The sequence below is a fragment of the Rhizobium rhododendri genome (assembly GCF_007000325.2).
Taxonomy (GTDB): Bacteria; Pseudomonadota; Alphaproteobacteria; order Rhizobiales; family Rhizobiaceae; genus Rhizobium; species Rhizobium rhododendri.
Genome location: NZ_CP117268.1, coordinates 276,059 through 290,922 on the forward strand (window position 1 = coordinate 276,059; position 14,864 = coordinate 290,922).

Annotated in this window: 10 protein-coding genes; 4 read left to right on the forward strand and 6 right to left on the reverse strand. The window is 59.2% G+C overall.

From position 1 onward, the window contains the following. Positions 1–120 precede the first annotated feature (120 nt). From PR018_RS19055 to PR018_RS19080, 6 genes are all read right to left on the reverse strand, one after another. Positions 121–1,449, reverse strand: coding sequence for an ATP-binding protein (locus PR018_RS19055; protein WP_142832607.1), 1,329 nt, complete (start codon positions 1,447–1,449; stop codon positions 121–123). Beyond that, positions 1,446–2,168, reverse strand: coding sequence for a response regulator (locus PR018_RS19060; protein WP_142832606.1), 723 nt, complete (start codon positions 2,166–2,168; stop codon positions 1,446–1,448). The genes PR018_RS19055 and PR018_RS19060 overlap by 4 nt, the downstream gene beginning before the upstream one ends. A gap of 94 nt (positions 2,169–2,262) precedes the next feature. After that, positions 2,263–2,412, reverse strand: coding sequence for a hypothetical protein (locus PR018_RS19065; protein ID WP_153816505.1), 150 nt, complete (start codon positions 2,410–2,412; stop codon positions 2,263–2,265). A 296-nt stretch (positions 2,413–2,708) separates the two neighbouring features. Continuing rightward, entirely contained in the window at positions 2,709–3,182 is a 474-nt protein-coding gene (locus PR018_RS19070; protein ID WP_209187785.1) for a hypothetical protein, read from the reverse strand. 150 nt (positions 3,183–3,332) lie between these two features. Next, entirely contained in the window at positions 3,333–3,941 is a 609-nt protein-coding gene (locus PR018_RS19075) for an outer membrane protein (protein ID WP_142831640.1), read from the reverse strand. Between the two features lie 166 nt (positions 3,942–4,107). Next, positions 4,108–5,850 (reverse strand): sensor domain-containing diguanylate cyclase, encoded by a 1,743-nt coding sequence (locus PR018_RS19080; RefSeq protein WP_161990999.1) that lies wholly within the window; start codon positions 5,848–5,850, stop codon positions 4,108–4,110. 380 nt (positions 5,851–6,230) lie between these two features. Here PR018_RS19080 and PR018_RS19085 point away from each other — a divergent pair, with 380 nt between their 5' ends. The 4 genes from PR018_RS19085 (at position 6,231) to PR018_RS19100 (ending at position 14,864) form a co-directional block, all read left to right on the forward strand. Continuing rightward, positions 6,231–7,931, forward strand: a complete 1,701-nt coding sequence (locus tag PR018_RS19085; RefSeq protein WP_142831642.1) for a methyl-accepting chemotaxis protein — start codon at positions 6,231–6,233, stop codon at positions 7,929–7,931. 501 nt (positions 7,932–8,432) lie between these two features. After that, entirely contained in the window at positions 8,433–11,006 is a 2,574-nt protein-coding gene (locus PR018_RS19090) for a LuxR C-terminal-related transcriptional regulator (RefSeq protein WP_244615508.1), read from the forward strand. Positions 11,007–11,115: 109 nt separating this feature from the next. Beyond that, entirely contained in the window at positions 11,116–12,810 is a 1,695-nt protein-coding gene (locus PR018_RS19095; protein WP_142831644.1) for a hydantoinase B/oxoprolinase family protein, read from the forward strand. Next, positions 12,807–14,864, forward strand: coding sequence for a hydantoinase/oxoprolinase family protein (locus tag PR018_RS19100; protein ID WP_142831645.1), 2,058 nt, complete (start codon positions 12,807–12,809; stop codon positions 14,862–14,864). The genes PR018_RS19095 and PR018_RS19100 overlap by 4 nt, the downstream gene beginning before the upstream one ends.

Here is a 14,864-nt window from a genome sequence, read left to right on the forward strand (position 1 = left end):
AAGATAGTCTCCGAGCTAAGATTCAGGAATGACCATCCGACATTTGTGTATTGTCGTGTCTTCTTTGATGTTCTGAAATATTCGCAGCCACGAATGAACAAACGGGGCGCTGCAAGCCTGTCAGGTTGCGGGCGGCAGCCGGATATCGGCCATCAGTCCTTTCGGCATATTGTCGAGCAACTGGAACGTGCCGTTGTGACCTTTCTCAACGATGCCCTTCGTGATCGTCAGGCCAAGGCCGAATCCGCTCCCCATCGCTCCGCCCTGCCGGGATGCATCCGCCTTGAAGAACGGCTCGAGCACGCGTATTTTCATCTCGTCGGGAAGGCCCGGCCCATTGTCCTTCACTGCGATCCGGACACTGCCGTCGTCCAGGCATTCCAGCGTTATGCAGACCTGATCCGCATAACGGACGGAGTTCGACACCAGGTTGCTCACGGCTCTCGTCAGGCCTTGCGGCTTGCAGATGTACACGACACGTCGCGGACCTTCGAACGTAACGTTGACGCCAGTGTCGGCGAAATCGCTGGCGACGGTCTGGAGGAGGCTCGACAGATCGACTTTGCGGGTGTTTTCGACCTTGTCGTTGAGGAATGAGAGGCTTTCGTCGATCATCGAGCCGAGAGTGGTGACATCTCTCAGCATCAGATCCTTGAGGTCGGAATCTGCCAGCCGTTCGGCTCTCATGCGAAGCCGGGTGAGGGGCGTTCTGAGGTCATGGCTGATGGCGCGCAACAGCCTCGTGCGATCGACGGTCATCTGCTGAATACGGCTGCGCATGGTATTGAGAGAGTTAGCGAGAATTCGGATCTCGCTCGCACCCTCGACCGTGAACGGTTCCGCATAGGTTTCGTTCAGGACCGTTTCTCGCTGGGCCGCCGTCGCGATGCGCTCCAACGGCCGGGTTATCAGCCGGCTGCTGAGATAGGCCATGATCGCCAGGGGAATGATGATCTTCAAAAGCCCGCTGGCAACAGCTGGAGCAAACCAGAGATATTTCGGAAACGCAGGGGCTTCAATCGCAAGCGCGTTGTTGTTGTCGAGCATGACGAGAAGGCTATGGCGGGGACTGGCGTGCGAGAAGATTTCGCCGATCTCCGCGGCAAAGGATTTGTCCAATAGCCTGCGAATGCCCGGGCGAACGTCTGCCTGGATCGGCACGACGGCGGCTGCGTCCGCGAACTGCCTGGGATCGACCCGCCCCATGCGGAGCCCGACGGCGGCCGCATTGGCAAGTGCTGCATCCTCGTCTGCCCGGGAACTGGCCTTTTTGAATTGCTGCAGCACCGTCTCCACGCGACCGGCGAACAAGCCGATCTCGATCCCCTTGTCATGTCGGCCATAGATGAACGGCTCGGTAATCGTCGCGACAGCGGATACGAGAACAACGAGGAGAATGGCAAGCAGGAGTATCTGTATGCGAAGGGACGCAGAACGCAGCGATATCACAATATCCGCTCCACTTTTGCGGCAAACATGTAGCCGCCGAGCCGGACCGTCTTGATAAACGTCGGCTCCTTGAGGTTCGGCTCGATCTTCTGGCGAACCCGACTGATGTGCGCGTCTATACTGCGCTCGATCGGTCCCGCAGTGCCCGCATGGGTCATCGACAGCAATTGTTCCCGCGTCAGGATCTTGTTGGGATTTTGGCAGAAGGCCAGTAGCAGGTCGAATTCGGCAGTCGTCATCGACACCTGCGCGCCCTCGGCGTCGTGCAGCTGGCGACTGTTTGGATCTATACGCCAGCCGGAAAATGTCAGGGCAGCGAGCCCGCCATCCTGTTCACGCACATAGGAAGCCCGACGCAGTATGCTCTTGATGCGGGCAATGAGTTCGCGCGAGTTAAACGGTTTGGTGACGTAGTCGTCGGCTCCCAGCTCGAGGCCGAGAATACGATCGATATCCTCCTGGAGCGCCGTCAGCATAATGATTGGGATGGTGCCGGAGGAGCGCAGCCTTCTGCAAATGCTGAAGCCGTCTTCTCCAGGGAGCATCGCATCCAGAACGATCAGATCGTATTTGTAGCGCGCCAGAAGGCGGTCCATGTCCGCACCGCTGTCGGCCGACGTCGCCTTGTAGCCATTGGCGCAGGCCAGCTCGACCAGCATTCCGGCGATTTCGGTGTCATCTTCAACGATGAGGATGTGAGCTTGGTCTTGAAATGTCATCTCGGCGGGCTCCCCGATCTCAGAGGCCAGTCTTATCGCAGTTGCAAGCCGATTGCTGGATTTATCCGCTCCGGTCTTTTTTGCAAGCTCCAGATCATATCCCACCGGACATCCCCGTATCGACAATGATCATCGAGATATAGCAGGCGCGTGCCGCAACCAGGACAAAAAAGGCAATTCCAAGAGTGAGTGTCGCGTAGTGGCGCCCACGGGAATACTTCGGCATGCCTTCGATGATCTTCATGAGCGTTATCCTCAGAACCTTCGCAAAAGTCAGAAGGCAAAAGAAGGCTGTCAGAACGAAACCGCTGACCGAGGCAGCGCCAATTATCCACAACATCAAAAGAGACCCTATCCAGAAGAGGAGTTCGCATTTTACCGCGGCGGCCTGTGCAGGATCCAATCCCTGGGAGAGCCAGGTAAAAGCGGTTCGGCCAGTTGCCAAAGTTTTCAAGCGACCAATGTGAGACATCGTGTCTGCGCTCCCATGACGCGTCATGAAACCCGGACGATGGCAAGAGAGATCGGAAATAAGCACGCTCAGACGTCCATCCTCGCCATGGAGCGGCTTTTGAAAAAGTGCGCCGCCGCTTTGCGCCATCCCGCGTAGGCGGGGTTCGCTCCAGTCGGCTTGCGCCCGAACTCCGTGACTTTCTCAGGCTCCCGTCCTGATCGGGGCGCAGTGAGCGTCTTTATGCGGTTGACGAAGGCATTGACGTCGAACTGCTTGCTGCTGATCTCACCGCTGTCGGCTGTGAGCGACATATGGAAGAAGACCTCGAGGTTGACGACCGGGATTGTGATGATGTTTCGGACGATATCGATCTGCGGCCGGACGGTGACTGCCAGCGCGAATGCATCCGTACGAAGCGCGTCGAACAGGTCGGGGACTGTCGTGACTGCCACGGCGGGATAGCCCGCAAGTTCGAGCTTGGCGACGATGGTGTTTGCCGCGTTGGCCGGAAGAAAGACAAGAATGGGTCGTCTGTTATTTTTGCTCGCAGGTCCGCTCACGGCAAAGTCTCCTTGCTTGATCCGTCTGTTAGTTGGATTTTGTTCCGTCTCTATTGCCGAGCTGCGATTGGCGGCGGGAGGCAGGTGAGACCATCCCGGATGAGCCGAGAAAGTCTCGCCTTTGTGCTTCCCGGGCCATCCTGTCCGCGGCTAGAACTTGTAGCTCGCGCCGATCATGACCTTGTTCTGTGTGGCGCCAAAATCGCCGACGCCGGCGCCGAAATCCTTCTTGCCGAAGTCCGAATATCGATATTCGCCACGAACCAGGACGTTGTCCGTAATAGCGTGTTCGACACCTCCACCCGCAGTCCATCCAATAAGGATGTCGTCTTTCTTGCGTATGGCGGGCAGGTCCAGCTTGCCGCTTGTCGCCGCGACGCCGGCAGTTGCGAAGATCAGCGTTCGGTCGAGGGCATAACCGATACGACCGCGTCCGGATGCATCCCATTCAAGGTCGGTGTCCTTGTCTTTGGCGAAGTTGTAGTTGAAGTCGTTCTCGATGCCGTAGACGATGCTGCCCGACTGGAAGTTATAGCCGGCGTGAATGCCTGCGGAGCCGTTGTCCAGATCTTCCTTGGTGCCGAGAACGGTCGTTTGATTCCAGCTATAGCCGCCCTGGGCGCCGATGTAGAAACCTGACCAGTCATAGGCTGAATGGGCAGCAGGCGCGGCCTCCGGAACAACGGACAGGTCCGCAGCCATTGCGGGCGCTGCCGACGAAATAGCGATAATGGCAAATACGAATGACTTGATGTGCAAGGGAATAACTCTCTTTCATAAAATGGATGCAGAGGCTGACCCCACGACGGGAGGCCGGTTCGCATTGCACTATGCCGGAGAGCAATATTGCAGAGTGTCTTTTTGTATTAAGTTATGTTGCGGCACGAACGAGACGACCGTTTTCGTTCGCGCGCCGTCTCGTCGTTCAATGTTGCGTTGACCCTGAAGCACCGGAATCTGCCGTCTGTAGGTTCGGGGTCACCCGGCTGTCGAACGTAACGCAGTTCCGGCCACTCGTCTTCGCGGCGTAGAGTGCTTTGTCGGCGCTGTGGATGACGTCTTCAAGATCGCGGGCAACCGGCGTGCTAATGGCGCATCCGACGCTGGTTGTGAAAGTGATTCTGTGAGCGCCGGTGTTGACCATGGTCGCTGCAATCTCTTCCCGAAGACGATTTGCGAGCATAACAGTCGCCGCTTCGTCGGTCTCGCGAAGCAGCACCACGAATTCTTCACCTCCGAACCGTGCGACCTTGTCGGTGGAGCGGATACCGGCGCTGATGATATTGCCCATGGTGCGGATGACATAGTCACCCGCCGAGTGGCCAAACGCATCGTTTATTCGTTTGAAATTATCGATGTCGAACATGAGAATGCTAAAGGTGCCATTGCTCTTCTTGTAGTAATTCCAGGCGTCTTCAGCAAATTCCAGAAAGGCCCGCCGGTTGAGAAGGCCGGTGAGGCCGTCCGTATCGGCGAGGACCTGAAGGGTGTGGAGATCCTGCCCGAACCGACGCATCTTCTCCTCGTTGGTTCTCTTTTGAACCTCCACTTCGCGCTGCAGCGTATCGATCGTGCTGTGGGCATCCTGCTGGCCGGCTTCGGCAGATCCTAGTCTTCGCAGCAGGGAGCGGACCGCAGCGGAAAGCTGCAGAATATCCAAAGACCCGTGTTCACGCTCCACAGTCGTGCCATCTGTCTTGCGTCCGACGAGATCGAGGCTCTCGGCCAGGTTTTGCAGCGGCCTTGTGACAGCGCCTGACAGCACCCAGGCGAGGCAGGAGGCAATGCCGGCCACTGCAAGGCCAACCAGCAAAATCTGCAGCACCAGTTTGTTCGCCGCCCCATAGATCACATCGACCGGCTTGCGGGCGGCGACTGTCCAGCCGAGACCCGGGTAGTCTCCATATCCCTTGGTCGCAACCAGCGCGGTTAGCATGTCCTTGCTGTCCGCGTGATCGATGAAGACCGTGCCCCGGCTTGTCCCGGCGGCCCCGAGACGGGAAACGTCGATCTTCGCCGAATTATCGCCGATTAGAACCGAACCGTCACGCCCGACGACCCAGAGATCCGAAGGCGAGGCTTGATCCTCGTTGCTGAGAACGGTCCGTCGCACATCGTCCGCCCACGTCCAGCTCATATGGGCCCCAAGCACGCCGGCAAGCGTTCCCTGCCGGTCCCGCACAGGCATGGCAACGTCGACAAAGCGAAACGGGGCGTCGGTCGAAGAGGAGCGCAGCAGTTTGTCAAGCAGTTTTGCTTCGTGCACGTCCTCGACAGTGGGCGCTTTCAGGCCATTTACAAACCAGGGGCGTGCAGACACGGATTGACCTTCGAGCATGCCCTTGGTGGCAGCCCGCACGATCCCGTCCGGCGATGCAAAGCCCAGCCAGGCATATTCCGACAAGCTCTCCTGGAGCCGCTGGAGAACGACGCGCACCGCATCGGGTTCGCTTCCCCAGATCGGCTGAAGCGGTGCAAGGTTGGCGATATTCTGGATTTCCCGGTAGCGTTCGAACATGTGCTGGTCGAGACGTTCTGCCATGTGGCGTGCCAGGGTCAGCAACTCCTGGTTTGCGCTGGAGACCGCGTTCTGACGTGCTAGAATTGCAGCGCCGGAAGCAGCAATGCCAACGGCTCCGACGCAGGTAACCGCTGTCAGCAGTGCCATCTGTGCCCTGATCGTCAACCGGTCGCGAAGACTTTGGAAAGACCAACTGCCTAGCGAAACATGCACGTTGAAAACCTCGCCTGCAAGAAACCCACCTCCAGAATTAACGCCCGTTTTGACGAGGCTGACCGACAGAAACCACACAACCATTTAAAATTGATGCACGCATGACACGTCGCCGATGTCCACATTGGGACGTTCGTTGTTACAGGTCCATAGCCATCCTGCGGCAAATTGCTGTGAATGCTGTCGAGACGGTACTGATCCGGCCAAATATCTTAAGCAGCACGAAGGGCTGGCATTCACAATTAATCGCTTTTTAAGCAAGATGTCAGACAATTGGGCCAGCATCTTAACACTGACATCCTTGGAGCCGCGCGGTGGTAAATTTTCTTTCTTCAAATTCCAAGCAAGTGCTCGGCGCCCTTGATCTTTCATTTGCCGTCATCGAATTCGACATCAATGGAAAGATTCTGGCAGCCAACAAGAATTTCTGTGATCTGATGGGGTATGCGCCGTCGGAAATTATCGGGAAGCATCATCGGATCTTTCTCGACAAGGAGTATGCGGACTCTGCCGAATACGTCGCATTCTGGAAAAGGCTCCAGAACGGTATATTCGATTGCAGGGAATTCACGCGCCTCGCCAAGAACGGCAGCGAGGTTTACATTCGCGGAAACTACAACCCCATCAAGAACAGTCGCGGTAAAGTCCTGAAGATCGTAAAATTCGCCAACGATATTACCCAGACCAAGATCCACGAACTCGACAGCGCCGCGAAGATCACCGCAATGTCTCGTGCGCAGGCAATGATCGAGTTCACGCCCGACGGAAAAATCCTTTCGGCGAACGCGAATTTCCTGAAGGCGCTCGGCTACACTCTCGAAGAGGTCGTCGGCAAACATCACCGGCTTTTCGTTTCTGCCGCCGAAGCCAATTCCGCCGAATATGCGGAGTTCTGGACGCGTCTGCGAGGCGGAGACTTTGTTGCGGACGAGTTTACCCGTGTCAGCAAGTCGGGACATCAGGTCTTTATTCAGGCGTCCTACAACCCGGTCTTCGATCTCAAGGGAAATGTGATCAAGGTGGTGAAATTCGCTACGGATGTCACCCAACGCGTTGAAAACGTCGAGAAGCTTGCCGATTGTCTGACGAAATTTGCGTCAGGCGACCTTTCGCAGCGGATCGACACCCCCTTTATTTCCTCGCTGGAGAAGCTGCGGGCCGATTTCAACGCCGCCTCCGCAAAGCTGCGGGAAGCCATGAGAACCGTCGCAGAAAACGCAAAGGCGATTTCTGCGGGATCCAACGAAATTCGCTCGTCCGCCGATGATCTGGCCAAGCGGACCGAACAGCAGGCGGCATCCGTAGAGCAGACGGCGGCAGCTCTCGAGGAGATCACCACGACCGTCAAGGATTCCAGCCGACGCGCAGAGGAAGCCGGACAGCTGGTTGCCCGTACAAAGGAACATGCGCACCATTCCGGCGCAGTTGTGCGCGAGGCAATCGGGGCGATGGACCAGATCGAGAACTCATCGCGGGCGATCTCCAATATCATTGGCGTCATTGATGAAATCGCGTTCCAGACCAACCTTCTGGCCCTCAATGCCGGAGTGGAAGCGGCTCGAGCCGGCGAGGCGGGCAAGGGCTTTGCCGTCGTCGCACAAGAAGTGCGGGAATTGGCGCAACGCTCGGCAACGGCGGCCAAGGAAATCAAGGCATTGATTACAGCCTCCAGTGTCCAGGTTGGCAATGGCGTTGCGTTGGTCACCAAGGCCGGCGGCGCCTTGCAGGAAATCGCGCAGCATGTCGAAAACATCAATGCCGATATCTCGGCAATCGTCGATGCTTCCAGGGAACAGTCCACGGCCCTGATGGAGATAAATCGCGCCATCAATACGGTCGATCAGGGCACGCAGCAGAATGCGGCAATGGTCGAGGAGCAGACGGCTGCAAGCCACAGCCTTGCCAGCGAAGCATCAGCACTCTTCAGCCTGCTCGACCAGTTCAGATTTGCCGACGCTGCCACGGCCAAGTCGCAGCTCTATCCCACGACTGCCGCTCTCCGAAAGGTGGCATGATCGCTTTCTGAAACATGCCCGAAAGGTCGGTGATCCGGCCTGCTGTCAGCCCGCTGCCAGGCATCTAGCGGACAAGGACACGGCTGCAAGGCCGTGTGCTCGGGCCTTGAATGCCGGTGCTGGCGGCCTGCGATCTTTTGTTGGGATCCTGTTTTGTAAAGATTGTGCCCCAGTGCGCAAGTGTCCGGTTGGTCGGAGGCGGCGAAAGGGAGGTTGGCGACCCCTCCCGGCACCCCAATCGGACTATGCTGCCGGCAGCGTGATCATGCGCCTTTGTTGATCAGTTTCAGTTCCCAATGCCCGGCGGATTAACCATTCGCTGGTTTCATTTGCGTAGATAGAACGCGTCATTTTGCTTCCTCGACTTGCAACTGGCGCTGGCGCCAGCAATCATGGGGAATGACAATCGACCGACCCTTGTTTCAGCCACCAGCGAGCAATTACGCAGACATTGTGCGTCGGGATATTCTGACGCAGTTGCAGCGTTCTGGATCGCGGCGGTTGACGACGATCATTGCTCCGGCTGGCTACGGCAAGACGTCGCTTGCCGCACAGTGGTACCAACTCTTGAAAAGCGAGGGTGAGCGGCCGGTCTGGCTGACGCTTGATGCCGAAGATTGCGACGAGCGTCGGTTTCTACTGGCGTTGATGGATGCGCTTGCGCCGCTCTTGCCGGACGAAGGGCGGGGGCTCGATGCCAGCAGCATGGCCGTGCCCTCAGTCCTCTCGGTGTTCATCACGCGGCTGCGCCAAATCGAGATGCCGGTCACTGTGTTCGTCGACGACTATCATTTCGCCCAGACCGATACGACGGAAGCACTTCTGGCAAGACTGCTTGCCGCAGCCGATCTCACCCATATCAGCTTCATTCTCATCTCCCGCAGCGCGCCCCGGTTTCCGCTGTCCGCACTGCGCCTCAACGGCGAACTCAGGCAGATCGGCGTTGCCGATCTCAGCTTTTCAGACTGCGAAGCGCAGGAATTCTTTGCGGGTCGCTCGACGCTGCTGACGAGCAGGCAGGTCGGCGAGTTGAACAAGCGGACCGAAGGATGGGTCGTCGCCCTGCAGATGGTCCGGGTCCTCGTCAACGATACCGCCGACAGTGCCGCGATCCTCAATTCTTTCGATGGCAGCAATGCTGAGATGGGGCGATACCTGTCGGAGCAAGTGTTCTCCAGCTTGCCGGAAGACATCCAGCGGTTTCTGATCGAGACCGCCACGCTTCCGGTTATCGGCCGGACGCTTGTCGCCGCCGTTTGCGATCTGCCGGATGCCGTCGGGCTGTTCAATCGGCTAGGCACTTTTGCGCTGCCGATCGCCGTGCTCGATAGGCATGGAGCATGGATCCGGTATCATCCGGTGTTCAACGGTTTCCTCAAGGAGGAGGCTGCCCGGATCGGTATCGATCCAGGTCGAGTGCTGAGAAAGGCGGCACGGTGGTTCCAGGCATCTAACGACTGCGACGCGGCCGTCCGGCATGCAATGCTGGCGGGCGATATCGCGCTGGCGGCCGAGATCATCGAGGCTGCCGGCGGATGGCGGCGGGTGTATGCGACGACACGAGGCGGCGCACTTTTGTTTCAGGCGCTGATCGAAAAGGCTCCGTGCATCAATCTCTCGGCATTCCCACTGACGACGCTCGGGCTTTGCGTCATCAGCGCCAAGGCCGGACAGCTCGATACGGCCAATCACTACCTGACGCTGGCCGAGCGCTCCTGTGGTGAAGGGGAATTGTCCCGCGACTTGCGGGTCGTCCGGGTGCTTCTTTCGCTCTACACCGACCGGTGGGCAAGTGCTGGCGATCTATCGGCTCTGGAAGCGGATCTGTCGCAGGCTAGCGACATGGAGCTTATCCATCGCGCCCTGGCCTTGAACATGCTGTCCTACAATTTCCTGATCCGGACCGAGCTCGATCGAGCCTTGCATTACGGGCAACTCGCGCTTCGGGCTTTCCGCGATGGCGGCGCCGATTTCGGGGCGATGCACCTCTACACGCATATCGGTCAGGCGTCGTTTTTCAGCGGAGACATCATAGGCGCCGCCGAAGCCTATCGTAACCTCATCGTCGAGGCGCAGACGCATATTGGCAAGGGAAGCGATCTCGATGCCGTCGGGCAGGTGCTGGAAAGCGAAATACTCTCCATGCGCGGCGAGCGGCAGGCCGCGTCATCGGCGCTATCCTGGGCTCTGCCGCATCTCGAGCGCCACGACACCTGGTTCGACCTGCTCGCCGCTGGTTTCATGGCGCAGCAGCGCGTGCACCGGCTGAACGGTCACATCATTGCGGCCCACGCCGCCATGGACAGCGCTCGCGCGGTGGCTGCCCGTCGTGGCTTTGACCGCTTGACGCGGCTGATCGACGGCGAGCGTGTCACTCTGCTGATCGCCTCAGGCCACGTCGACGAAGCAGCCCGATTTGCCGAGGTCCAGGGAATGAGCCGGCAAAGCGCTGCCACCGATAGTTTCAACATGTTCGCCTACCATCTGCGGGGAGCCGTGCCGGCGTTATTATGGACCCGTATCGATGCGGCGCGCGGCGAAATCGCGGCAGCGCGCGCAGGGTTTCAGCGGCTGATGGCCCAGCAGCCAGCAAAGCCGCACATCCCCCGCCGTATCGAGCTCGGCTTTCTCGATATCCGCCTCCTGCTTGCCGAAGACAAGCCGCACGAGGCAGCGGCGAAACTATCGGACATGCTGCTGTCGCTGCCGGTCTTCGACTACCGCGCCATACTTCTGGTGGAAGGTGCGGAATTCGCCGAGCAGCTGGTTGGCCTTGCGGCGTCAATGGACGTGCCCGACGTCGTGTCGCAACGACTTGCCGACGCTCTGAAACTCGAGCCCGAATTCGATCCGCCGGTAGAGGAGGTGGCTGTCATTGCCAAGGTCGAGCCGGGCGGACTGACGGAACGTGAGCGCGGCGTCATGCAGCTACTCAGCGAAGGCCTGAGCAACAAGGAAATCGGCCGACAGCTGAGCCTCAGCGACAACACGGTCAAATTCCACCTGCGCAACATCTTCGCCAAGCTCAATGTCACGACACGCACCGCTGCCGTGATGGCGATCAGGCACCGCTGACCTATCCATATGGGTGGGGTGCCGCGAAGGCAGCCCACCCATATGGCAGGCTACCCGCAATGCGCGAGGTCGCTTAATCTGCCCTCAATATGAATGATGAGGGTAGAAAATGACCCCAGGGAACATGACTGTCGATCCCGTTACTCAGGAGATCATCGAAGGTAAGCTTATGGCGACCGTCGACGAGATGGGGATCGTCATGGCGCGCACGAGCATGAGCCCCGTGATCTACGAGGTGCTGGATTTTGCCTGCGGCCTGCTGACGGCTGAGGGGGAACTCGTTGCCCAGATGAATGGCATCACCCTATTTACCGGCACGTTTGGCGTCCAGGTAAAGGCGCTGATCGGTAGATTTGACGGCAATCTTGTCGATGGCGATATCCTGCTTTCGAACGACCCCTACGCCGGCGGCACGCACGCTTGCGACTTTGCCATCGTCAAGCCGCTGTTCGCCGATGGTACGATCGTCGCCTATGCGATCAACGTCGCCCACTATCTCGACGTCGGTGGATCGGTGCCCGGCAGCCTTGCGCCGGATGCCACCTCGGTCTTTCAGGAAGGCCTGCGGCTGCCCGGCGTTAAGGTAGTGCGCTCGGACGTGTTTTCCGACGAAATCCTCCACATCATCAGTGAAAACGTCCGCCTGCCCGAGATCGCGCTTGGTGACCTCAATGCGCAGGTCGCGACGGTGCGTGTGGCGGCGCGGCGGATGATGGAGCTATCGGCGAAATACGGCTCCGAAACGGTTCGTGCTGCGTTCACCAGTTTGCTCGATGCCAGCGAAAAGCGCAGCCGGGCTGCCATCTCCCTCATCCCCGACGGCTGTTACGAGGCAACCGATATCATCGATGGCGACGGCGTCAGTTCGGCGCCTATTTTCGTCAAAGTTGCCGTGACGATTTCCGGGGACAGCATTACAGCCGATTTCACCGGGTGTCCGCCGGCCGTGGCCGGACCTATCAACTGTGCACGCGGCGCGCTGCAGTCCGCAGTCAAGACCATCGTCAAGGCAATGGTCGGGCCGCAGGAGCCCTCCAACGAAGGCTGGTTCCGGCCGCTGACGGTGATCGCGCCGTCCGGTACGCTGTTTACGGCTGAAAAACCCTCGCCGACGGGTTGGTACTACGAGGGATCGGTGCATGCATCGGAGCTGGTCTGGAAGGCGCTCGCCGCCCTGGTGCCGTCGCGATTTTCCGCCGGTTCCTATTCCAGCCTTTGCGTCGTCTATATTTCCGGCAGGGATGCCAACGGGCAACCGTTTATCCATATCGAGCCGCATCACGGCGGCTGGGGTGCCAGTGAGCATCGAGATGGCGCCAATGCTGTCATCGCACTCACCGACGGCGACACCTACAACTATTCTGTCGAGCTGATCGAAGCCCGTTTCCCGTTGCGCGTCAAACGCTATGCCTTGAACGTCGAGGGTGGAACCGGCGAGGGGCGCCGACGCGGCGGCTTCGGCATCGTGCGTGAGTACGAGATCTTGAGCGGCGGTGCATCGGCCTACGGCAGCTTCGGACGCACCAGCACCCTTCCATGGGGCATGGATGGCGGCGGAAGCGGCACTGCGAATGTGCTGCAGATTGCGCCGGCAGATCGAGGTGCGCCGCAATCGCATGGCCGCGTCGCCCATATCGATCTTGCGACCGGCGACATCCTGCGGGTTGTCACCGGCGGCGGCGGCGGATGGGGAGACGCGCGCGACCGCGAAACCTTCAAGATCGAACAGGATCTGCAGGACGGATTTTTGACGGAGGCCGACGCGTCCAGGCTTTACGGATACAAGAGAAGGATTGCGGGATGATCAGACTTGCAACGGATGTGGGGGGCACGTTCACGGACCTCGTCGGCTATGACGAGCAGAGTGGCGAATTGTTCACCGCCAAGAGCCTGACGACTGTCGACGACCAGTCGATCGGCGTACTCGACGCCATCGCTGCTGCCGAAGCGAAAGACGGGTTGCGCACGCGGGACGTGACATTTTTTGCCCATGGCGGCACGACGGTCATCAATGCCATCACCGAGAGAAAGGGCGTGCGTACTGCGCTGGTGACCACTGCCGGCTTCCGCGACGTTCTGGAAATCGGCCGCGGCAACCGGCCCGATCTCTATAACCTCCAGTTTCACAGCCCCGAGCCATTCGTCCCCCGGCATCTCCGTTTCGAGGTTCGGGAACGCCTTGATGCTTCCGGCAAGGTGCTCATGCCGCTGGAATGCGACGACCTGCGGCCGATCATCGCGAAATGCCTTGAAGAGGATGTCGATGCTGTCGCCATTCTCTTTCTCCACAGCTACGCGAACCCCGAGCACGAGATCCTGTGTGCCGATATTCTGGCCGATGCGCTGCCATTTACGACCATCTGTGCGAGCCATGAGGTCTCGCGGCAGTGGCGGGAGTACGAGCGCTCGAACACAGTCGTGCTGAATGCCTATGTGCAGCCAATCATTCGCAACTACTTTGCCCAGCTGGAAAGCTCTCTGACGGGTCGTAACCTGACCTGCCCCTATTACGCGATGCAATCGAACGGCGGGATCTCGACGTTCGACCAGGCCGTCAACAGCCCGCTGACTTTGGTGGAGTCGGGACCGGCGGGCGGTGTCGCCGGTGCGGCACGTATTGGTACCGCCATCGGCGAAAGTGAGGTTCTGTCGCTGGACGTCGGGGGCACGACGGCAAAATGCTCGCTGATCCACGATGGCCGCCCGACCCTGAATGTCGAATACAAACTGGAACATACACGGATCGCGCCCGGCCATGCCATCCAGGTCCCGGTCGTCGATATCGTCGAAATCGGCTCCGGCGGTGGCTCAATTGCGCGCATCGACGATCGCGGCGCGCTAATCGTGGGTCCGCAAAGTGCCGGCTCGACACCGGGTCCAGCCTGCTACGGGCGCGGCGGCACTCAACCGACATTGTCCGATGCCATCCTCGCCATAGGCATCTTCGATCCCGCAACATTTGCCGGCGGCAGCATGCATCTGGACAAACGGAAGGCGGACGAAGCGATCGCGACTGTGGCTGGGCCGCTGGGGCTGAGCATCGAGGATGCAGCACTGGCGATCATCGATATTGCCCATGCGAGCATGATCAATGCCCTCAAGCTGGTGACCGTCCAGCGCGGTCACGATCCGCGCGACGCCGTCTTTGTTGTCAGCGGCGGTGCCGGACCTGCGCTCGCGACCCGTCTCGGCCGCGATCTCAGCGTCAAGGCGACGATCATCCCGCCGCATCCCGGGATCTTTTCCGCATGGGGCATGCTGGCGGCAGAACCTCGGGCGGATTTTCGCGGCACTTGGTTCGCGCAGTTGTCGGCAGGCGCTCTGGCAGAGCTGGCGCCACGGTTCGAGAGCCTGGAGAGGGAGGCCATTGCCTACTTCGCCAAGGGCCAGGAGGCCAATATCAGGTTCACCTATCAGCTCGAAGCGCGGTATCGCGGACAGGAGCATGGCGTCTATGTGCAATTCCAGCGCGAAGACAACGTCGACAGCCTTGCGGAACGCTTCCATGCGGCGCATGAACGATCTTATTCATTCAGGCTCGCGGATGCGGCTATCGAGATTACGACACTGCACCTCGAAGCGGTCCTGAACGGAACGGTCATCGCCTTGCCGAAGATAAAGTCGGCCGTCGAGCGCGTCGCGCCCGGCGGACAGAGAAATGTCTATTTTGGCGGTCCGAAGGGATGGATCCGTTGCCCCGTCTATGCGCGTGACAAGCTCTGCGGCGGCCAGCAGATCGAAGGGCCGGCTATCGTGGAGGAGGCGACGGCAACGACCTTGATCCAGGAAAATCAGACATTGAACGTCACGGATAATGGTATTCTGATTGTTCGCGAAACCAGCGCCAAGGCAGGGTAA